9 protein-coding genes (1 of these 9 running past the window's edge) are annotated in these 23,061 nt (G+C 50.8%); 6 read left to right on the top strand and 3 right to left on the bottom strand.

What is annotated here, in order from left to right:
- Positions 1-172 precede the first annotated feature (172 nt).
- The 5 genes from cobT to btuD all read left to right on the top strand — a co-directional run bounded on the left by cobT (position 173) and on the right by btuD (position 5,121).
- Complete coding sequence (cobT, locus tag OCU60_RS10165) at positions 173-1,207, top strand: nicotinate-nucleotide--dimethylbenzimidazole phosphoribosyltransferase (protein ID WP_074373497.1); 1,035 nt, start codon at positions 173-175, stop codon at positions 1,205-1,207.
- Positions 1,201-1,977, top strand: a complete 777-nt coding sequence (locus OCU60_RS10160; RefSeq protein ID WP_074373498.1) for an adenosylcobinamide-GDP ribazoletransferase — start codon at positions 1,201-1,203, stop codon at positions 1,975-1,977. The genes cobT and OCU60_RS10160 overlap by 7 nt, the downstream gene beginning before the upstream one ends.
- 226 nt (positions 1,978-2,203) lie before the next feature.
- The gene (locus tag OCU60_RS10155) at positions 2,204-3,232 is read left to right on the top strand and encodes a succinylglutamate desuccinylase (protein WP_074373499.1); all 1,029 of its coding nucleotides are present in this window, start codon (positions 2,204-2,206) and stop codon (positions 3,230-3,232) included.
- A gap of 151 nt (positions 3,233-3,383) precedes the next feature.
- Positions 3,384-4,379: a vitamin B12 ABC transporter permease BtuC gene (gene btuC / locus OCU60_RS10150; protein ID WP_074373500.1), complete on the top strand. Its 996-nt coding sequence runs from the start codon at positions 3,384-3,386 to the stop codon at positions 4,377-4,379.
- The gene (gene btuD / locus OCU60_RS10145; protein WP_074373501.1) at positions 4,366-5,121 is read left to right on the top strand and encodes a vitamin B12 ABC transporter ATP-binding protein BtuD; all 756 of its coding nucleotides are present in this window, start codon (positions 4,366-4,368) and stop codon (positions 5,119-5,121) included. The genes btuC and btuD overlap by 14 nt, the downstream gene beginning before the upstream one ends.
- Before the next feature lie 247 nt (positions 5,122-5,368).
- Here btuD and OCU60_RS10140 read toward each other — a convergent pair whose 3' ends face one another.
- From OCU60_RS10140 to OCU60_RS10130, 3 genes are all read right to left on the bottom strand, one after another.
- Positions 5,369-5,941 (bottom strand): nucleoside triphosphate pyrophosphohydrolase family protein, encoded by a 573-nt coding sequence (locus OCU60_RS10140; RefSeq protein ID WP_074373502.1) that lies wholly within the window; start codon positions 5,939-5,941, stop codon positions 5,369-5,371.
- 185 nt (positions 5,942-6,126) lie between these two features.
- Positions 6,127-6,759: an OmpA family protein gene (locus OCU60_RS10135; RefSeq protein WP_074373503.1), complete on the bottom strand. Its 633-nt coding sequence runs from the start codon at positions 6,757-6,759 to the stop codon at positions 6,127-6,129.
- Between the two features lies 1 nt (position 6,760).
- Positions 6,761-8,032, bottom strand: coding sequence for a TolC family outer membrane protein (locus OCU60_RS10130; protein ID WP_074373539.1), 1,272 nt, complete (start codon positions 8,030-8,032; stop codon positions 6,761-6,763).
- 490 nt (positions 8,033-8,522) lie between these two features.
- Between OCU60_RS10130 and OCU60_RS10125 the strand changes: the two genes are divergently transcribed.
- A protein-coding gene (locus tag OCU60_RS10125) for a VCBS domain-containing protein (protein ID WP_261854721.1) crosses the window boundary here: on the top strand, positions 8,523-23,061 show its 5' portion. It continues 14,318 nt past the right edge of the window; only the first 14,539 of its 28,857 coding nucleotides appear in the window; the start codon lies at positions 8,523-8,525; the stop codon falls past the right edge of the window.

Below are 23,061 nucleotides of genomic sequence, written 5' to 3'. Positions count from 1 at the left end.
ACAGTTTATTTGTGTCTTGTCATCAGTTCAATTGTTCATATTTTCTTACCTTCGTCACATCTTCTGTCCATCAAAACAGTAACATAGCCGAAACCATTGATTCCGGTTAGACTGGGGCGCATTGAGGTATGATGTAAATTCGCTGCTATTGAGTGCGATAAAAGGATGAGAAATGTTGGATACAAGTCTGAGTGATGCGATTCAAAACCGGATTGACCAGAAAACCAAACCGCTCGGTGCTTTAGGTAAATTAGAGGCTGTGGCACATCAATTAGCCTTGATCCAGAGCCAGGGATTGGCTCAGCCAGTTGCACACATCTGTATCAATCAACCGACTGTTCTGGTTTTTGCTGGTGATCACGGTATTGCGGATGAAGGGGTGAGCATTGCACCGAGCGCCGTCACACAGCAGATGGTCCTCAATTTTCTTGCCGGAGGCGCGGGGGTGAACTGCTTTTGTCGGGCCAATCAGGTTGCGCTCAAGGTCATTGATACGGGTATTTTGCTCCCGGTTGAATCAGAATCGGAGCAACTGATTGTCCAACGTCTCGGGGAACGGACGGGTAACTTGGCAAAAGAACCCGCGATGACGATGGCACAGGTTGAGCAAGGGATCACTCTGGGACGACAAGTGGTATTAGACACCATTCAGAACGGTTCTAACTTAGTTATGTTCGGTGAAATGGGGATCGGCAATACCAGTAGTGCCGCGGCAATTTTGGCAGCATTATCTGATGGTGACGTTGAATCTTGTGTTGGTCTGGGAACGGGCATTTCACCGCAACAGTATCGGAACAAAGTAGCGTTGGTTGCCGCTGGTGCCCACCGGGCAAAAGGACTCGCACCAAAAGCGGTCCTGGCTGAAGTCGGTGGTTTTGAAATCGTTCAGATCGTCGGCGCTTTTTTAGCAGCCGCAGAGCAACAGATCCCCGTTCTGGTTGATGGTTTTATTGTCACGGTGGCGGCTTTGGTTGCCACGCAGCTGCAACCCACGTGTCGGGAATTCATGATTTTTGCGCATCACTCACAAGAGTCGGGGCATCAACGCGCGTTGGCAATATTAGATGCTAATCCGTTGTTGGATCTTGATTTGCGCTTGGGTGAGGGGACTGGTGCTGTTCTTGCTGTGCCGCTCGTTCGTGCTGCAGCTGAATTTTATAATACTATGGCTAGTTTTGCAGAAGCCGGTGTTGAGGTGACATGTTAAGTCGGGTCAGGTATCAGGTTGAACTGTTTCTGTTGTCATTGAGCTTTTTTTCTCGGATTCCTGTGCCGGCATCCGTGCCTTATTCGACTGAACGGATGAATCAGTCCGGTCGCTATTTTTCGTTGGTTGGCTTGCTGCTCGGACTGATTTGCTATGGCATTTACAGTCTCTGTGCACTGGTACTGCCGGAACACTTGAGCATTCTACTGATGATGGGGGGCAGCCTTCTGTTGACAGGTGCGTTCCATGAAGATGGTTTGACCGATATGGCTGATGGCATCGGCGGTGGCATGACCACGGAACGGCGTCTGGTCATTATGAAAGACAGCCGAATTGGTACCTATGGTGCTGCGGCGTTAATCATAGCCTTACTTGTGAAATATAGCGTGCTCTCTTCTCTGGCAATGCATGTCTCTATGCTGCAGATTCTGTTGGTCGGTTATGGACTGAGCCGAGCCGTTGCTGCTTCTCTTATTTATGACATGCCTTATGTATCGGATACTCAGACCAGTAAAAGTAAACCGTTGGCCAGTCGTCAGACCGCCCGGGAGTTAGGAATCTTACTATTTTTCGGTGTAATTCCGTGTATTGGATTGGATTTATCTATATTGTTGGTCATCGGATGTGTCAGTTGCTTATTACGATTTGCTTTAAAACAGTGGCTACTCCGTCGTATCGGTGGCTTTACTGGTGATTGTCTGGGCGGTGTTCAGCAGATCACAGAATTGACGATTTATCTGATATTTGCAGCGATAATGATTCCGTTTTAATGGTTTCTTAAATACGCAAGCTCGACTGGTGTCATGTGGATAGGACGATGCCTGAACAATAGATAGTCATCGTCTGATGCGATGTAAAAAGCATTGGTGTCACATTGTGAATAATCACACGATGCTTTTCTGCAACTTAATGATAAAATTGCGCTTTGTCGAATCACTGGGTACTGTGGTTAGTCAGGCCTTAATATTGCTGTTCTATCGGTTGAAGGAGTAACACATGAGCAATTCACTTTTTCGTCAATCATTTCTGATTGATAGTCTATATAGTGATAGTGCTCTTTTATCGAGTGAATATACAACGGATGATGGGGTGTTGTTAAAACTACATAGCCCGGGAATTCTGGAAGTGATTCCACCACAAATGGATGAGCGGACACAGCATATCGTCGTCTCGTGTGCGATTCACGGTAAAGATGCCGGGCCGGTTGAACTCGTTAATCGGATTGTTTCTGATATTGACAGCGGATTCCAGCCTGTTCGGGAGCATTGTCTGTTTATCATTGCTCATTTAGAAGCCCTCAAACATCATACGCAGTTTTTTGAGGAGAATCTGGAACGTTTATTTGATGACAAACCGAGAGAGTCTTCACAAGAGCTGGTGATCGCTGATAATCTGAAAATTCTCCTCAAATCATTCTGGGAAAACACACCCAGTGAGCAACGCTGGCATTTTGACTTACATAGTACATTGAATTCCTCCCTCTATCATTCATTCGCAATTAGTCCCAAGGTACGACATCCTGTCCGGCCAAAAGAGCTGATCCATTTTGCTGAATTAGCCCACCTTGACGCACTGGTTTTAGCCAATGCACCTTCTAGCTCTTTCAGCTGGTATACCGCAGATTGTTATTCCGCTCGTTCTTTGGCGATTGAACTGGGTCAATCATCTCGGTTAGGGCAAAGTCCATTAGAGGGCTTTAATGCATTTGACATTACGCTCCGGGATTTGTGTGGCCGAGAAGTGAACGAGCACCTGCCAAGGAAAATAAAATTTTATCGGGTCAGCCGGACGATTGTTCGGCTCAATGAAGATTTTGATTTTATTTTTTCAGATGATGTCGAAAATTTTACCGCTTTCATGCACGGAGAAGTGTTCGGTCATGACGGTGAAAAGCCGTTGATGGCAAAAAATGAAGGAGAGGCGATTCTCTTTCCTGATAAACATGTTCAGATTGGTGAACCTGCTTTATTGATGGTCTGTCCGGTGACGGTGAGGTATGAGCAGAATCAATTGGTTTATGACTAATTGTTATTTGTGATATGACAGTATTTGTCGTCCTCCGATATATTTCAAAGCAGAGGTCTGCCGGATAGGAGCAATCATGGGCATGACCTCTTTCTATTTCTCGGGTGAAACGTTAAGGTGAGCCCATCTGTTTTCTCTGATTTGATATTCCATGAATTTTACGCAACTTCTTTTTGAAAAAAGGAAGCGCTGGTATCGTGTAATGATCGCGATGAGTGTGCTGCTATTGGTTTCTAGTGCCGTTTATGTTTTTGCCGGAGAGGTTTTTATTGCACCGTGGCGCGAGATGACAGGGTTTGAGCAACAATTGATTTTGGAACTACGTTTACCCCGATTACTTGCTGCAATGGTGATTGGTGCATGCTTGGCCGTATCTGGGGCAACTTTACAGGTGTTATTGGGAAATGTTCTGGCTGAACCGGGGATTATCGGTGTTTCCGGTGGTGCAAGTGTAGCGATGGTGGTCATTCTGTTTTTCTTCCCGTTTGCGGCCACACCGTTGGTTTTTATGTTCGGTGCCATTGTCGGTGCCATGGTTTTTACGGCGATCTTGGTCGGGATAGCCCGAAGTATGCAATTGACAACCATTCGACTATTGCTGGTCGGTGTGGCAATGGGTATTCTGGCCCGTTCGGTCGTCACTTGGGCGTTTTACTTCAGCTCTGATTTGAGTTTGAGACAATTGATGTACTGGTTGATGGGGAGTATTGGCGGTATCGATTGGTCTTACCATTTACTGTCATTGTTGATCTTACCCGTCTTGATGTGGCTGATAGGGCAAGGGCGTGTATTGGATCGATTGATGATGGGGGAGGTACACGCCAAGCAGTTGGGAATTGATGTTCATCGGATTCGCTGGCAGTTGGTTGTTGCTGTGGCGGTATTGGTCGGTGCATCTGTCGCTTTAGGTGGAATTATCGGCTTTGTCGGACTGGTGGTACCGCACTTGTTACGTTTGGCTTTCGGGACCGAGAATCGTTATCTTTTACCGCTTTCAGCGATTACAGGAGCACTGTTGCTCGTCTTTGCTGATTTAATTTCCCGGACGGCACTTGATGCCGCTGAATTGCCTTTGGGGGTTGTGACGACCACGATCGGTGCACCCGTATTTGTGTGGATGTTATTGAAAAATCATGATTCACGTTAAAAATCTCTGTGTCGGTACGCGCCTGCTTCCTTTGGGGTTTGATGGTGCTCAAGGTGAATTAATCCATATTGTCGGCCCAAATGGTAGTGGCAAAAGCACATTACTGGCTGCTTTGGCTGGCATGATCTCTCATCAAGGCAGTGTACAGCTTGGGGAGATTGATCTGACGCATCTTTCCTTACCGGAATTAGCCCGGCTCCGATCCTATTTGTCGCAACAGGAACGTCCGGCTTTTGCGATCGATGTCTGCCAATATCTTGCGCTCTCCATTCCGTCATTTTTATCTGTCACTATCGATCAGTCATCCGAAGTCATTGAGTTATTGATCCGACGATTAAATTTGCAGGATAAATTACACCGTTCTATTCACCAGATCTCCGGAGGAGAGTGGCAACGTGTCAGGTTGGCTGGCAGTTGTTTACAGGTATGGCCGACACTGAATCCTGATGCCCGCCTGATGATTTTAGATGAACCGGCCGCTGCACTCGATGTGGGGCAGGAGCACATGCTGTATGAATTATTACAAGACATCAACAGTATGGGACTGACAGTTATTATGGCGAACCATGATTTGAATCGAACACTTCGATATGCCGACAAAACCCTATTATTAAATCAAGGTATCTTGCAACAGTGGGGAGAGACACGATCCGTTCTGACGCCTGAACATGTTGCAGCAGTCTTCCAAACAACAGTTCAGTCAGTAGAAATTCAAGGAAAATCATATCTACTTTTCGATTAGTCGTCGTGTATGAGTCATATATGAATAGTTTTGGTGCATCAAGCACAATGCTAGAGCAGGGATGTGGGGAGAATGAATGCTATTTTGGGATGGTCTAAAATATTTATATATAAATCAATTGTTTATTGATAAATAAAAAGTTGGCATACAAATCGCATTAATATAATTGATACATTCTCGTTCTTGTTAGGCTTTTTATAGTCTCCTTGGCCACCTTGCTCCACAAAGTGGCCTTTTTTTTATGCTATTAAGTCAGCTTTGTCAGGTCTGCCGGACGATAATAGACCGATTTAAGGACTTTTCCCTGACGAATCGTTTTTTCCGCACTGACAAAATCTTCCGCACATTTGGCAATAATATAATCACCTTTTATGACCGGAGATAATTTGATGCCTTGTTTCGCATAAAATGATGCCGTTTCATCATATTCCGTTTGGTTACGACAGACCTTACTCATATTTGAACTGTGGACTTCATCCCAGCAAGGAATGAAATCGATGTTGCGTTGAGTTGCGACATTCAGCAATAGATCAATCAGATAGCTGATACCCGGATGATGCGCTGGCGTATCATGTCCAAGATGTACCAGACGTCCCATCAGAACGTAAACGGTATCAACAATTGCATCAGCCTGTTCAACTTTATCTTGAGCTTCAGCAAGTTCAGTGAGCTCTTCAATTGCCAGTGATGTATGGAGCGTATCTGCATCTTCGTCAAGACTCTCTGGTTGACTGACAGGGAGATCAAAGGTACGACGAAATTCAACGATATCATGATATAAATGTGTGAATACGGCTGGTGTTAACTTAGATAGATACATGGGGTCATCTCAAAACTATTTGATGCAAAAAAGTCAGGCTGAACCATCTGTTGCGATGGGCTCAGCCCAATAAATATAATCAGCGAAGAGTATCATCCCAGACCGAAAAGTGGTACCTCATCCTTATCAATCGTATGTGAGTGACTCATAACAAGGACCAGTAGTGGTTATCGGTGCAGGGTCAATTAGTAGGTGTGCCGATTGGGTGGGAGTGTGGAAAAAATAGTCCATCTTTTCTCAACATCACCTTTATAGCCAACAACCGTTGCAGAGACACGTCGATTTTTGGCATCACTCACCTGATCTTCACCCGTTGCTTCAGGGTTGGACTCGCCAAATCCCACAATTCTGATTCTGTCCGCAGAGACGCCCTCTTTTATCAACCGAGCTTTTACACGGTTTGCTCGTTGCTTAGATAATGCTTGGTTGTATTGAGTCTCTCCACTAAAGCTGGCATAGCCTCTAAGCTCGATTGACGTTTCAGGGTAGTTCGCTAAAAAACGTGCCATCTGCTTAATCTGTACATGAAAGATTGAATTAATATTGCTGGAATCATTCTCAAATAAAATCCGGAGCTGCCGTTGGGTTTTACTCCGGTGATAAGTTTCACAGCCATCATTATCTATGTTGGCATTTTTGGGTGTTTTCGGACATAAATCCCGCGCATTAATAACACCGTCATGATCTGAGTCTGCAAGATCAAAAGTTTGTACAACGGTGGGGGGAGCAATGTAATTATATTCATCCTGACTTTGGTCAGCGAGATTCTTTGACCAAACCGGTAATGAGACTAAAAATAGCAAGTAACGGAGTTTCATTTTAATCACCTGATTGGGCAGACCATTCTTGTGGGACAGTAACTTTCAGACTATCGAGTAAGTTTCCCACAGCATTCATGACACGATATTGTGCGTATGCTTGAGTGTATTTTGCCTCAAGATAGTCTTTACGTGCTTCAAAGAGCTCATTTTCACTATTCAATAAATCAAGCAATGTTCTTTGACCGATTTGATATTGTTTTTCATATGCAATGACTGTTTTTGAAACAGAATCAACGAGATCGGCGAGGAAAGTGCGTCTTTGACTTGAAAAGTCAAGTGCTTGCCAAGCTAATTCAAGCCCTCCTAATACTTCTCGGTATGATTTCTCCCGCAAATCTTTTGCTCTATTCAATGCATAGGCCGCACTCATTTCATTCGCGCGGTCTGTTCCACCATTATAGAGATTATAATGCATTCGTATCATTGCCGTTGTTTCAGTACTACTCCCGAGATAACCCGCTGCATCATCTCTGATACTATGATTCGCTTGTAAAGAAATACTCGGATAATACGGTGATTGATTCTGCTTATATTGGTAACGGGCCGCAGCAATATTTTGTTGTGTCACTTTCAAAATCGGGTGCGATTTAAATGCCTGAGCTTTCGCATCCTGAATACTATGAGGAATTTGTTCTTGATTGGCTTGGGGAAAAGTCAGATCAAATGGTTCTTCTCCAACTGTTTCTTTGAATTTTGAATGGGTTTCAAAGAGGTTGTTTTGCGCAGCCAACAGATTGGCTTCAGCTTTTGCAACACGAGCTTCAACTTGGGTTACATCTGCTGTGGACCCCAGTCCTGACTCTGTTCTGCGCTTAATATCCCGGTATATTTTCTTATGTATTTGTAAATTCGCTTCAGATAGTTTTAATATATCACTCGCTTTCTCTGCATCCAGATATAATTTTGTCACGTCCAGCGCTTTATCTGCCGCATCAGCTAATAATTGATACCGACTCGCTTCTGCTTCGGCTGAGGTTCTCCCCATATCATTGAGGGTTGAAGAGCCATCCCAAATCAATTGAGTCAAAGATATACTGACTTCTTTTCTTGTTAAATCTGTATCTTCTTTGGCATTTGCCGCTGCAGGTTCGATCCCTTCATATCCGACCCCTGCATCTAAATCTACTTTAGGTAGGTAAGCTCCCTGAGATGCTTTCGAATTCTGTAACTTGCTTTGATACTGATTGAATGAACTTTCCAATTCTGGGTTTGTCGCCAGAGTAACAGAAACCGCTTGCTCAAGTGATTGCGCGAGAACATTACCATTCATGATTACAGCAAAAAACACAACAACGTTGAGTAGGAATGTTTTCAAAGAATTACTCCTATTAGACTAATTGCACTAGATATACAAGATATCGTCTGAGAGTACTCAGCCTACGCAAAAATCAATCTCATTAATGAGAATATAGTTATGGTAATGTCTAACTTTCCATACTGTATTCGTGAATATCACTGACATTAATACATGAAAAGACAAATATATAACCTTTTTCAAGCTTTTTATCAGATTTAAAAGCTATTATTGTCTTAAGTTTTCAAAAAAAGTAGTGTTATGAGAAAGCAGAGCTATTATTGTAAAAACACCCATCTAATAACGTGACTCGTGCCACGAATGTGGTTTTGAACTGTTGTATGATATATAGTACAAGAAATGTACGCAATACAGTGACTGTCAGGTGTATCGATTGAGAAACGACTGTTATACGTTATGTTGATTAGTACACCATTGATATGCATATGATTTAGAGGCACCGTTTATGAGGTTTGAGTCAAAGATTTCTCTACCTGATGTAGCAAAAGATCAAGTTATTATCATCGATCAGGATGGAAACGTCATTACCATCAAACCTGGAGAAATTATCCCGCCAGGCGTGGTTGTTTTAGAAGGCGGAAACTTTTTAAATCATGATGAATATACGGCGCTTAATGCTAAGGTTGTTGCACCGAATGGTGATAAAGTTGATATCACGAATGATGTTAATCAATTACTTACATCGATCGAGCAAGGGGATGACCCGACACAATTAGGTGGCACGTTTGCTCCGGCTGCCGGCAGTGTTTCTGGCTCAAGTTTGTCAACAAGTGCGACGGTTGAAGCGATTAATGACGAACTTATTGCACAAACCGACTTTAGCACGCAGGGCCTTTATCGTTTCTCAAGCTTGTCGCTATCAACTACGCAAGGCATAGCCCTTCTTGATGTTTTCAATACATTATCGTCCGCGCCAGCATCTAGCATATCCACAGGAGATACCACTGGCGGGGATACTGTTGACACCAACAACGCTCCCGTAGCACAAGCCGCAACAGGGGCAGTGACCGAAGATACCACCATTACCGGCAGTGTAACGGCCACCGATGTCGATTTACCCGACGGTCAAAATCTGGTGTTTATCACCAATTCAAGCGTCCCCGGTCTGACTCTAAATCCAGATGGCAGCTACAGTTTTGATGCGTCCAGCTATGACCAATTGTCGGAAGGCGAGACGCAAGTGATTGAAGTTCCGGTGACAGTGCTCGATGAGCGCGGTGCGACCGATACCACCACACTAACGATTACAGTCACCGGCACCAACGATGCCCCCGTGGCACAAGCCGCAACGGGGACTGTAACCGAAGATGCCACGATTAGCGGCAGTCTCACCGCGAGCGATGTGGATTTACCCGATGGTCAAAGTCTGGTGTTTATCACCGATTCAAGCGTCCCCGGTCTGACCCTAAATCCAGACGGCAGCTACAGTTTTGATGCGTCCAGCTATGACCAATTGTCGGAAGGCGAGACGCAAGTGATTGAAGTTCCGGTGACGGTGCTCGATGAGCGCGGTGCAACCGATACCACCACGTTGACGATTACAGTCACCGGTACTAATGATGCGCCGGTGGCACAGGCAGCGACGAACTCGGTGACTGAAGATGCTACGATTAGCGGCAGTTTGACAGCGACCGATGTCGATTTACCCGACGGTCAAAATCTGGTGTTTATCACCGATTCAAGCGTCCCCGGTCTGACCCTAAATCCAGACGGCAGCTACAGTTTTGATGCGTCCAGCTATGACCAATTGTCGGCAGGCGAGACGCAAGTGATTGAAGTCCCGGTGACGGTGCTCGATGAGCGCGGTGCAACCGATACCACCACGCTGACGATTACAGTCACCGGCACCAACGATGCCCCCGTGGCACAAGCCGCAACGGGGACTGTAACCGAAGATGCCACGATTAGCGGCAGTCTCACCGCGACCGATGTCGATTTACCCGACGGTCAAAATCTGGTGTTTATCACCGATTCAAGCGTCCCCGGTCTGACCCTAAATCCAGACGGCAGCTACAGTTTTGATGCGTCCAGCTATGACCAATTGTCGGAAGGCGAGACGCAAGTGATTGAAGTCCCGGTGACGGTGCTCGATGAGCGCGGTGCAACCGATACCACCACGCTGACGATTACAGTAACCGGCACTAACGATGCCCCGGTGGCACAAGCCGCGACGAACTCGGTGACTGAAGATGCCACGATTAGCGGCAGTTTGACAGCGACCGATGTCGATTTACCGGATAACGCCAGTCTGACGTATAGCACGGACTCAACGGTGCCCGGTCTGACTTTCAATGCGGATGGCTCTTATAGCTTTGATGCGTCCGGCTATGACCAACTGTCGGCAGGTGAAACCCAAGTGATAGAAGTGCCGATCACCGTGACCGATGATCGTGGGGCGACCGATACCACAACACTGACCATTACGGTAACCGGTACGGATGATGCCCCGGTGGTGACCGGGACCTTGACAGGTCAGGTGACCGAAGGGGATATCGGTGATGTAGCACAGGTGAATGGCACCATCGCGATCACCGATGCAGATGCCGGTGATACACCAGTGTTTGCTGATACCACGGTCAGTGGAGCTTACGGCAGTCTGACACTGGCCGATGGGAAGTGGACCTATACCTTAGATCAAAGTAAAACCCAATCACTGGCGGATGGGGAGCTGGCCACCGATACCATCACCCTGACTGCGAGCGACGGGACCACACAGCAAATTCAAATTGAAATCACCGGTACTAACGATGCCCCGGTGGCACAAGCTGCGACGAACGCGGTGACTGAAGATGCCACGATTAGCGGCAGTCTCACCGCGAGCGATGTCGATTTACCGGATAACGCCAGTCTGACATATAGCACGGACTCAACGGTGCCCGGTCTGACTTTCAATGCCGATGGTAGCTACAGCTTTGATGCCTCCGGTTATGATGCGTTGGCTGCGGGTGAACAACAGGTGATTGAAGTACCAATCACCGTGACCGATGATCGTGGCGCGACCGATACGACGACACTGACCATTACGGTAACCGGTACGGATGATGCCCCGGTGGTGACCGGGACCTTGACTGGTCAGGTGACCGAAGGGGATGTCGGTGATGTAGCACAGGTGAGTGGCACCATCGCGATCACCGATGCAGATGCCGGTGATACACCAGTGTTTGCTGATACCACGGTCAGTGGAGCTTACGGCAGTCTGACACTGGCCGATGGCAAATGGACCTACACCTTAGATCAAAGTAAAGCCCAATCACTGGCGGATGGGGAGCAGGTCACCGATACCATCACTGTGACGGCAAGTGACGGCACCACACAGCAAATTCAAATTGAGATCACCGGCACTAACGATGCGCCGGTGGCACAAGCAGCGACGAACGCGGTGACTGAAGATGCCACGATTAGCGGCAGTCTCACGGCGAGCGATGTCGATTTACCGGATAACGCCAGTCTGACGTATAGCACGGACTCAATGGTGCCCGGTCTGACCTTCAATGCGGATGGCACGTATAGTTTTGATGCGTCCGGTTATGACCAATTGTCGGCAGGTGAAACCCAAGTGATAGAAGTGCCGATCACCGTGACCGATGATCGTGGGGCGACCGATACGACGACACTGACTATTACGGTAACCGGTACGGATGATGCCCCGGTGGTGACCGGGACCTTGACTGGTCAGGTGACCGAAGGGGATGTCGGTGATGTAGCACAGGTGAGTGGCACCATCGCGATCACCGATGCCGATGCCGGTGATACACCAGTGTTTGCTGATACCACGGTCAGTGGAGCTTACGGCAGTCTGACACTGGCCGATGGCAAATGGACCTACACCTTAGATCAAAGTAAAGCGCAGTCACTGGCGGATGGGGAGCAGGTCACCGATACCATCACCCTGACTGCGAGCGACGGCACCACACAGCAAATTCAAATTGAGATCACCGGCACTAACGATGCGCCGGTGGCACAAGCCGCCACGGGTGCGGTGACTGAAGATGCCACGATTAGCGGCAGCCTCACCGCGAGCGATGTCGATTTACCGGATAACGCCAGTCTGACGTATAGCACGGACTCAACGGTGCCTGGTCTGACCTTCAATGCCGATGGCACGTATAGTTTTGATGCCTCCGGTTATGATGCGTTGGCTGCGGGTGAACAACAGGTAATTGAAGTGCCGATCACTGTGACCGATGATCGTGGCGCGACGGATACGACGACACTGACCATTACGGTGACCGGTACGGATGATGCCCCAGTGGTGACCGGGACCTTGACAGGTCAGGTGACCGAAGGGGATATCGGTGATGTAGCACAGGTGAGTGGCACTATCGCGATCACCGATGCAGATGCCGGTGATACACCAGTGTTTGCTGATACCACGGTCAGTGGAGCTTACGGCAGTCTGACACTGGCCGATGGCAAATGGACCTACACCTTAGATCAAAGTAAAGCGCAGTCACTGGCGGATGGGGAGCAGGTCACCGATACCATCACCCTGACTGCGAGCGACGGCACCACACAGCAAATTCAAATTGAGATCACCGGTACTAACGATGCCCCAGTGGCACAAGCCGCGACGAACGCGGTGACTGAAGACGCCTCTATTACTGGCAGTCTCACCGCGAGCGATGTGGACTTACCGGATAACGCCAGTCTGACGTATAGCACGGACTCAACGGTGCCCGGTCTGACTTTCAATGCCGATGGCACGTATAGTTTTGATGCCTCCGGTTATGATGCGTTGGCTGCGGGTGAACAACAGGTGATTGAAGTGCCGATCACCGTGACCGATGATCGTGGGGCGACCGATACGACGACACTGACCATTACGGTAACCGGTACGGATGATGCCCCGGTGGTGACCGGGACCTTGACTGGTCAGGTGACCGAAGGGGATGTCGGTGATGTAGCACAGGTGAGTGGCACCATCGCGATCACCGATGCAGATGCCGGTGATACACCAGTGTTTGCTGATACCACGGTCAGTGGAGCTTACGGCAGTCTGACACTGGCCGATGGGAAGTGGACCTATACCTTAGATCAAAGTAAAGCCCAGTCACTGGCGGATGGGGAGCTGGTCACCGATACCATCACCCTGACTGCGAGCGACGGGACCACACAGCAAATTCAAATTGAAATCACCGGTACTAACGATGCCCCGGTGGCACAAGCCGCGACGAACGCGGTGACTGAAGATGCCACGATTAGCGGCAGTTTGACAGCGAGCGATGTCGATTTACCGGATAACGCCAGTCTGACGTATAGCACGGACTCAACCGTCCCCGGGCTGACACTCAATGCGGACGGTAGCTACAGTTTTGATGCGTCCGGTTATGATGCGTTGGCTGCGGGTGAACAACAGGTGATTGAAGTGCCGATCACTGTGACCGATGATCGTGGCGCGACCGATACCACGACACTGACCATTACGGTAACCGGTACGGATGATGCCCCGGTGGTGACCGGGACCTTGACAGGTCAGGTGACCGAAGGGGATGTCGGTGATGTAGCACAGGTGAGTGGCACTATCGCGATCACCGATGCAGATGCCGGTGATACACCAGTGTTTGCTGATACCACGGTCAGTGGAGCTTACGGCAGTCTGACACTGGCCGATGGCAAATGGACCTATACCTTAGATCAAAGTAAAGCCCAGTCACTGGCGGATGGGGAGCAGGTCACCGATACTATTACCCTGACTGCGAGCGACGGCACCACACAGCAAATTCAAATTGAGATCACCGGTACTAACGATGCGCCGGTGGCACAAGCCGCGACGAACGCGGTGACTGAAGACGCCTCTATTACTGGCAGTCTCACCGCGAGCGATGTCGATTTACCGGATAACGCCAGTCTGACGTATAGCACGGACTCAACGGTGCCCGGTCTGACCTTCAATGCCGATGGTAGCTACAGCTTTGATGCCTCCGGTTATGATGCGTTGGCTGCGGGTGAACAACAGGTGATTGAAGTGCCAATCATCGTCACCGATGATCAGGGTGCGACGGATACCACGACACTGACCATTACGGTAACCGGTACGGATGATGCCCCGGTGGTGACTGGGACCTTGACTGGTCAGGTGACCGAAGGGGATGTCGGTGATGTAGCACAGGTGAGTGGCACCATCGCGATCACCGATGCAGATGCCAGTGATACACTAGTGTTTGCTGATACCACGGTCAGTGGAGCTTACGGCAGTCTGACACTGGCCGATGGCAAATGGACCTACACCCTAGATCAAAGTAAAGCCCAGTCACTGGCGGATGGGGAGCAGGTCACCGATACCATCACCCTGACTGCGAGCGACGGCACCACACAGCAAATTCAAATTGAGATCACCGGCACTAACGATGCCCCGGTGGCACAGGCAGCGACGAACTCGGTGACTGAAGATGCCACGATTAGCGGCAGTTTGACAGCGACCGATGTCGATTTACCCGACGGTCAAAATCTGGTGTTTATCACCGATTCAAGCGTCCCCGGTCTGACCCTAAATCCAGATGGCAGCTACAGTTTTGATGCGTCCAGCTATGACCAATTGTCGGCAGGCGAGACGCAAGTGATTGAAGTCCCGGTGACGGTGCTCGATGAGCGCGGTGCGACCGATACCACCACGCTGACGATTACAGTAACTGGTACTAATGATGCGCCGGTGGCACAGGCAGCGACGAACTCGGTGACTGAAGATGCTACGATTAGCGGCAGTTTGACAGCGACCGATGTCGATTTACCCGACGGTCAAAATCTGGTGTTTATCACCGATTCAAGCGTCCCCGGTCTGACCCTAAATCCAGACGGCAGCTACAGTTTTGATGCGTCCAGCTATGACCAATTGTCGGAAGGCGAGACGCAAGTGATTGAAGTCCCGGTGACGGTGCTCGATGAGCGCGGTGCAACCGATACCACCACGCTGACGATTACAGTAACCGGCACTAACGATGCCCCGGTGGCACAGGCAGCGACGAACTCGGTGACTGAAGATGCCACGATTAGCGGCAGTTTGACAGCGAGCGATGTCGATTTACCGGATAACGCCAGTCTGACGTATAGCACGGACTCAACCGTCCCCGGGCTGACACTCAATGCTGACGGTAGCTACAGCTTTGATGCGTCCGGTTATGATGCGTTGGCTGCGGGTGAAAAACAGGTAATTGAAGTGCCGATCACCGTGACCGATGATCGTGGCGCGACGGATACGACGACACTGACCATTACGGTGACCGGTACGGATGATGCCCCAGTGGTGACCGGGACCTTGACAGGTCAGGTGACCGAAGGGGATATCGGTGATGTAGCACAGGTGAGTGGCACTATCGCGATCACCGATGCAGATGCCGGTGATACACCAGTGTTTGCTGATACCACGGTCAGTGGAGCTTACGGCAGTCTGACACTGGCCGATGGCAAATGGACCTACACCTTAGATCAAAGTAAAGCGCAGTCACTGGCGGATGGGGAGCAGGTCACCGATACCATCACCCTGACTGCGAGCGACGGCACCACACAGCAAATTCAAATTGAGATCACCGGTACTAACGATGCCCCAGTGGCACAAGCCGCGACGAACGCGGTGACTGAAGACGCCTCTATTACTGGCAGTCTCACCGCGAGCGATGTGGACTTACCGGATAACGCCAGTCTGACGTATAGCACGGACTCAACGGTGCCCGGTCTGACTTTCAATGCCGATGGCACGTATAGTTTTGATGCCTCCGGTTATGATGCGTTGGCTGCGGGTGAACAACAGGTGATTGAAGTGCCGATCACCGTGACCGATGATCGTGGGGCGACCGATACGACGACACTGACCATTACGGTAACCGGTACGGATGATGCCCCGGTGGTGACCGGGACCTTGACTGGTCAGGTGACCGAAGGGGATGTCGGTGATGTAGCACAGGTGAGTGGCACCATCGCGATCACCGATGCAGATGCCGGTGATACACCAGTGTTTGCTGATACCACGGTCAGTGGAGCTTACGGCAGTCTGACACTGGCCGATGGCAAATGGACCTACACCTTAGATCAAAGTAAAGCCCAATCACTGGCGGATGGGGAGCAGGTCACCGATACCATCACTGTGACGGCAAGTGACGGCACCACACAGCAAATTCAAATTGAGATCACCGGTACTAACGATGCCCCGGTGGCACAAGCCGCGACGAACGCGGTGACCGAAGACGCCTCTATTACTGGCAGTCTCACCGCGACCGATGTCGATTTACCGGATAACGCCAGTCTGACGTATAGCACGGACTCAACCGTCCCCGGGCTGACACTCAATGCGGACGGTAGCTACAGCTTTGATGCGTCCGGTTATGATGCGTTGGCTGCGGGTGAAAAACAGGTAATTGAAGTGCCCATCACCGTGACCGATGATCAGGGTGCGACGGATACCACGACACTGACCATTACGGTCGTGGGTACCAATGATGCACCGGAGGCACAAGCCGCCACGGGTGCGGTGACCGAAGATGCGATCATTAGTGGCAGTCTCACGGCGAGCGATGTGGACTTGCCCGATAACGCCAATTTAACGTTTAGCACTGAATCATCTGTCTCTGGTTTAACCTTAAACGCCGATGGTAGCTACAGTTTTGATGCGTCCGGCTATGGTGCGTTGGCTGCGGGTGAAAAACAGGTAATTGAAGTGCCAATCACCGTGACCGATGATCGTGGCGCGACCGATACGACGACACTGACCATTACGGTAACCGGGACCAATGATGCACCGGAGGCACAAGCCGCAGTGGGAATTGTGGCCGAAGACGCCTCTATTACCGGCAGCCTCACGGCGACCGATGTGGATTTACCTGATGGTCAAAATTTGGTGTTTAGCACCGAATCGAATGTTACCGGTCTGACGCTCAATGCGGATGGCAGTTATAGCTTTGATGCTTCCGGTTATGATGCGTTGGCTGCGGGTGAAAAACAGGTGATTGAAGTGCCAATCACCGTGACCGATGATCAGGGTGCGACGGATACCACGACACTGACCATTACGGTCGTGGGTACCAATGATGCACCGGAGGCACAAGCCGCCACGGGTACGGTGACTGAAGATGCCACGATTAGCGGCAGCCTCACGGCGAGCGATGTCGACTTACCGGATAACGTCAATTTAACGTTTAGCACTGAATCATCTGTCCCTGGTTTGACCTTCAATGCCGATGGTAGCTACAGCTTTGATGCCTCCGGTTATGATGCGTTGGCGGCGGGTGAACAACAGGTGATAGAAGTACCAATCACCGTCACCGATGATCGGGGTGCGACGGATACCACGACACTGACGATTACGGTAACCGGGACCAATGATGCACCGGAGGCACAAGCCGCAGTGGGAATTGTGGCCGAAGACGCCTCTATTACCGGCAGCCTCACGGCGACCGATGTGGATTTACCAGATGGTCAAAATTTGGTGTTTAGCACCGAGTCGAATGTTACCGGTCTGACGCTCAATGCGGATGGCAGTTATAGCTTTGATGCGTCTAGCTATGATGCGTTGGCTGCGGGTGAACAACAGGTGATTGAAGTGCCAATCACCGTGACCGATGATCAGGGTGCGACGGATACAACGACACTGACCATTACGGTCGTGGGTACCAATGATGCACCGGAGGCACAAGCCGCCACGGGTGCGGTGACCGAAGATGCGATCATTAGTGGCAGTCTCACGGCGAGCGATGTCGACTTACCGGATAACGCCAATTTAACGTTTAGCACTGAATCATCTGTCCCTGGTTTGTCCTTCAATGCCGATGGTAGCTACAGCTTTGATGCCTCCGGTTATGATGCGTTGGCTGCGGGTGAACAACAGGTGATAGAAGTGCCAATCACCGTGACCGATGATCGTGGCGCGACCGATACCACGACACTGACGATTACGGTGACCGGGACCAATGATGCACCGGAGGCGCAGGCCGCGGTGGGAATTGTGGCCGAAGACGCCTCTATTACCGGCAGTCTCACCGCCACCGATGTGGACTTACCTGATGGTCAAAATTTGGTGTTTAGCACCGAATCGAATGTTACCGGTCTGACGCTCAATGCGGATGGCAGTTATAGCTTTGATGCCTCCGGTTATGATGCGTTGGCTGCGGGTGAAAAACAGGTGATAGAAGTGCCAATCACCGTGACCGATGATCGTGGCGCGACGGATACGACGACACTGACGATTACGGTAACCGGTACGGATGATGCCCCGGTGGTGACCGGGACCTTGACAGGTCAGGTGACCGAAGGGGATGTCGGTGATGTAGCACAGGTGAGTGGCACCATCGCGATCACCGATGCGGATGCCGGTGATACACCAGTGTTTGCTGATACCACGGTCAGTGGAGCTTACGGCAGTCTGACACTGGCCGATGGGAAGTGGACCTATACCTTAGATCAAAGCAAAGCCCAGTCACTGGCGGATGGGGAGCAGGTCACCGATACCATCACCCTGACTGCGAGCGACGGCACCACACAGCAAATTCAAATTGAGATCACCGGCACTAACGATGCCCCGGTGGCACAAGCCGCGACGAACGCGGTGACTGAAGACGCCTCTATTACTGGCAGTCTCACCGCGAGCGATGTCGATTTACCGGATAACGCCAGTCTGACGTATAGCACGGACTCAACCGTCCCCGGGCTGACACTCAATGCTGACGGTAGCTACAGTTTTGATGCGTCCGGTTATGATGCGTTGGCTGCGGGTGAACAACAGGTGATTGAAGTGCCAATCATCGTCACCGATGATCAGGGTGCGACCGATACGACGACACTGACCATTACGGTAACCGGTACGGATGATGCCCCGGTGGTGACCGGGACCTTGACAGGTCAGGTGACCGAAGGGGATATCGGTGATGTAGCACAGGTGAGTGGCACTATCGCGATCACCGATGCAGATGCCAGTGATACACCAGTGTTTGCTGATACCACGGTCAGTGGAGCTTACGGCAGTCTGACACTGGCCGATGGCAAATGGACCTACACCTTAGATCAAAGTAAAGCCCAGTCACTGGCGGATGGGGAGCAGGTCACCGATACCATCACCCTGACTGCGAGCGACGGCACCACACAGCAAATTCAAATTGAGATCACCGGCACTAACGATGCGCCGGTGGCACAAGCCGCCACGGGTGCGGTGACTGAAGATGCCACGATTAGCGGCAGTCTCACCGCGAGCGATGTCGATTTACCGGATAACGCCAGTCTGACATATAGCACGGACTCAACGGTGCCCGGTCTGACTTTCAATGCCGATGGTAGCTACAGCTTTGATGCCTCCGGTTATGATGCGTTGGCTGCGGGTGAACAACAGGTGATTGAAGTGCCAATCATCGTCACCGATGATCAGGGTGCGACGGATACCACGACACTGACCATTACGGTAACCGGTACGGATGATGCCCCGGTGGTGACCGGGACCTTGACTGGTCAGGTGACCGAAGGGGATATCGGTGATGTAGCACAGGTGAATGGCACCATCGCGATCACCGATGCAGATGCCAGTGATACACCAGTGTTTGCTGATACCACGGTCAGTGGAGCTTACGGCAGTCTGACACTGGCCGATGGCAAATGGACCTACACCTTAGATCAAAGTAAAGCCCAGTCACTGGCGGATGGGGAGCAGGTCACCGATACCATCACCCTGACTGCGAGCGACGGCACCACACAGCAAATTCAAATTGAGATCACCGGCACTAACGATGCCCCGGTGGCACAAGCCGCGACGAACGCGGTGACTGAAGACGCCTCTATTACTGGCAGTCTCACGGCGAGCGATGTCGATTTACCGGATAACGCCAGTCTGACGTATAGCACGGACTCAACGGTGCCCGGTCTGACTTTCAATGCGGATGGCTCTTATAGCTTTGATGCGTCCGGCTATGACCAACTGTCGGCAGGTGAAACCCAAGTGATAGAAGTGCCGATCACCGTGACCGATGATCACAATGCGAGCAGTACCACCACACTGACTATTACGGTAACCGGTACTGATGATGCACCGGTGGTGACCGGGACCTTGACAGGTCAGGTGACCGAAGGGGATATCGGTGATGTAGCACAGGTGAATGGCACCATCGCGATCACCGATGCAGATGCCGGTGATACGCCAGTGTTTGCTGATACCACGGTCAGTGGAGCTTACGGCAGTCTGACACTGACCGATGGCAAATGGACCTACACCTTAGATCAAAGTAAAGCCCAATCACTGGCGGATGGGGAGCAGGCCACCGATACTATTACCCTGACTGCGAGCGACGGCACCACACAGCAAATTCAAATTGAGATCACCGGTACTAACGATGCCCCGGTGGCACAAGCCGCGACGAACTCGGTGACTGAAGATGCCACGATTAGCGGCAGCCTCACGGCGACCGATGTCGATTTACCAGATGGTCAAAATCTGGTGTTTAGCACCGAGTCGAATGTTACCGGTCTGACGCTCAATGCGGATGGCAGTTATAGCTTTGATGCCTCCGGCTATGATGCGTTGGCTGCGGGTGAAAAACAGGTGATAGAAGTGCCAATCACCGTGACCGATGATCGGGGTGCGACGGATACGACGACACTGACCATTACGGTGACCGGCACCAATGATGCACCGGAGGCACAAGCCGCGGTGGGAATTGTGGCCGAAGACGCCTCTATTACCGGCAGTCTCACCGCCACCGATGTCGATTTACCAGATGGTCAAAATCTGGTGTTTAGCACCGAGTCGAATGTTACCGGTCTGACGCTCAATGCGGATGGCAGTTATAGCTTTGATGCCTCCGGCTATGATGCGTTGGCTGCGGGTGAAAAACAGGTGATAGAAGTGCCAATCATCGTCACCGATGATCAGGGTGCGACGGATACCACGACACTGACCATTACGGTCGTGGGTACCAATGATGCACCGGAGGCACAAGCCGCCACGGGTGCGGTGACCGAAGATGCGATCATTAGTGGCAGTCTCACGGCGAGCGATGTCGACTTACCGGATAACGCCAATTTAACGTTTAGCACTGAATCATCTGTCCCTGGTTTGACCTTCAATGCCGATGGTAGCTACAGCTTTGATGCCTCCGGTTATGATGCGTTGGCTGCGGGTGAAAAACAGGTGATAGAAGTGCCAATCACCGTGACAGATGATCGTGGCGCGACCGATACCACGACACTGACGATTACGGTGACCGGGACCAATGATGCACCGGAGGCGCAGGCCGCGGTGGGAATTGTGGCCGAAGATGCCTCTATTACCGGCAGCCTCACGGCGACCGATGTGGATTTACCTGATGGTCAAAATTTGGTGTTTAGCACCGAATCGAATGTTACCGGTCTGACGCTCAATGCGGATGGCAGTTATAGCTTTGATGCGTCTAGCTATGATGCGTTGGCTGCGGGTGAAAAACAGGTGATTGAAGTGCCAATCACCGTCACCGATGATCAGGGTGCGACGGATACCACGACACTGACCATTACGGTCGTGGGTACCAATGATGCACCGGAGGCACAAGCCGCCACGGGTGCGGTGACCGAAGATGCGATCATTAGTGGCAGTCTCACGGCGAGCGATGTCGACTTACCGGATAACGCCAATTTAACGTTTAGCACTGAATCATCTGTCCCTGGTTTGACCTTCAATGCGGATGGTAGCTACAGCTTTGATGCCTCCGGTTATGATGCGTTGGCTGCGGGTGAACAACAGGTGATAGAAGTGCCAATCACCGTGACCGATGATCGGGGTGCGACGGATACGACGACACTGACCATTACGGTGACCGGGACCAATGATGCACCGGAGGCACAAGCCGCGGTGGGAATTGTGGCCGAAGACGCCTCTATTACCGGCAGTCTCACCGCCACCGATGTCGATTTACCTGATGGTCAAAATCTGGTGTTTAGCACCGAGTCGAATGTTACCGGTCTGACGCTCAATGCGGATGGCAGTTATAGCTTTGATGCCTCCGGTTATGATGCGTTGGCTGCGGGTGAACAACAGGTGATTGAAGTGCCAATCACCGTGACCGATGATCAGGGTGCGACGGATACCACGACACTGACCATTACGGTGACCGGTACGGATGATGCCCCGGTGGTGACCGGGACCTTGACAGGTCAGGTGACCGAAGGGGATGTCGGTGATGTAGCACAGGTGAGTGGCACCATCGCGATCACCGATGCAGATGCCAGTGATACACCAGTGTTTGCTGATACCACGGTCAGTGGAGCTTACGGCAGTCTGACACTGGCCGATGGCAAATGGACCTACACCTTAGATCAAAGTAAAGCGCAGTCACTGGCGGATGGGGAGCAGGTCACCGATACCATCACCCTGACTGCGAGCGACGGCACCACACAGCAAATTCAAATTGAGATCACTGGCACTAACGATGCGCCGGTGGCACAAGCCGCGACGAACGCGGTGACCGAAGACGCCTCTATTACTGGCAGTCTCACCGCGAGCGATGTCGACTTACCGGATAACGCCAGTCTGACGTATAGCACGGACTCAACCGTGCCTGGTCTGACCTTCAATGCCGATGGCACGTATAGTTTTGATGCGTCCGGTTATGACCAATTGTCGGCAGGTGAGACGCAAGTGATAGAAGTACCGGTGACGGTGACGGATGATCACAATGCGAGCAGTACCACCACATTGACAATTACGGTGACCGGGACCAATGATGCACCGGAGGCACAAGCCGCGGTGGGAATTGTGGCCGAAGACGCCTCTATTACCGGCAGTCTCACCGCCACCGATGTGGACTTGCCCGATAACGCCAATTTAACGTTTAGCACTGAATCATCTGTCTCTGGTTTAACCTTAAACGCCGATGGTAGCTACAGTTTTGATGCGTCCGGCTATGGTGCGTTGGCTGCGGGTGAAAAACAGGTAATTGAAGTGCCAATCACCGTGACCGATGATCGTGGCGCGACCGATACGACGACACTGACAATTACGGTAACTGGGACCAATGATGCACCGGAGGCGCAGGCCGAGGTGG

Origin of the sequence: Vibrio spartinae, assembly GCF_024347135.1 — a bacterium.
In the GTDB taxonomy this organism is placed as follows: domain Bacteria; phylum Pseudomonadota; class Gammaproteobacteria; order Enterobacterales; family Vibrionaceae; genus Vibrio; species Vibrio spartinae.
This window is presented reverse-complemented; position numbering and strand designations above follow the sequence as displayed.

Excerpts from the sequence above, each read along its gene's own strand:
- cobT (WP_074373497.1), top strand. The coding sequence starts at position 173 with ATGTTGGATACAAGTCTGAGTGATGCGATTCAAAACCGGATTGACCAG.
- OCU60_RS10160 (WP_074373498.1), top strand. The coding sequence starts at position 1,201 with ATGTTAAGTCGGGTCAGGTATCAGGTTGAACTGTTTCTGTTGTCATTG.
- OCU60_RS10130 (WP_074373539.1), bottom strand. The coding sequence starts at position 8,032 with ATGAATGGTAATGTTCTCGCGCAATCACTTGAGCAAGCGGTTTCTGTT.
- OCU60_RS10155 (WP_074373499.1), top strand. The coding sequence starts at position 2,204 with ATGAGCAATTCACTTTTTCGTCAATCATTTCTGATTGATAGTCTATAT.
- btuC (WP_074373500.1), top strand. The coding sequence starts at position 3,384 with ATGAATTTTACGCAACTTCTTTTTGAAAAAAGGAAGCGCTGGTATCGT.
- btuD (WP_074373501.1), top strand. The coding sequence starts at position 4,366 with ATGATTCACGTTAAAAATCTCTGTGTCGGTACGCGCCTGCTTCCTTTG.
- OCU60_RS10135 (WP_074373503.1), bottom strand. The coding sequence starts at position 6,759 with ATGAAACTCCGTTACTTGCTATTTTTAGTCTCATTACCGGTTTGGTCA.
- OCU60_RS10140 (WP_074373502.1), bottom strand. The coding sequence starts at position 5,941 with ATGTATCTATCTAAGTTAACACCAGCCGTATTCACACATTTATATCAT.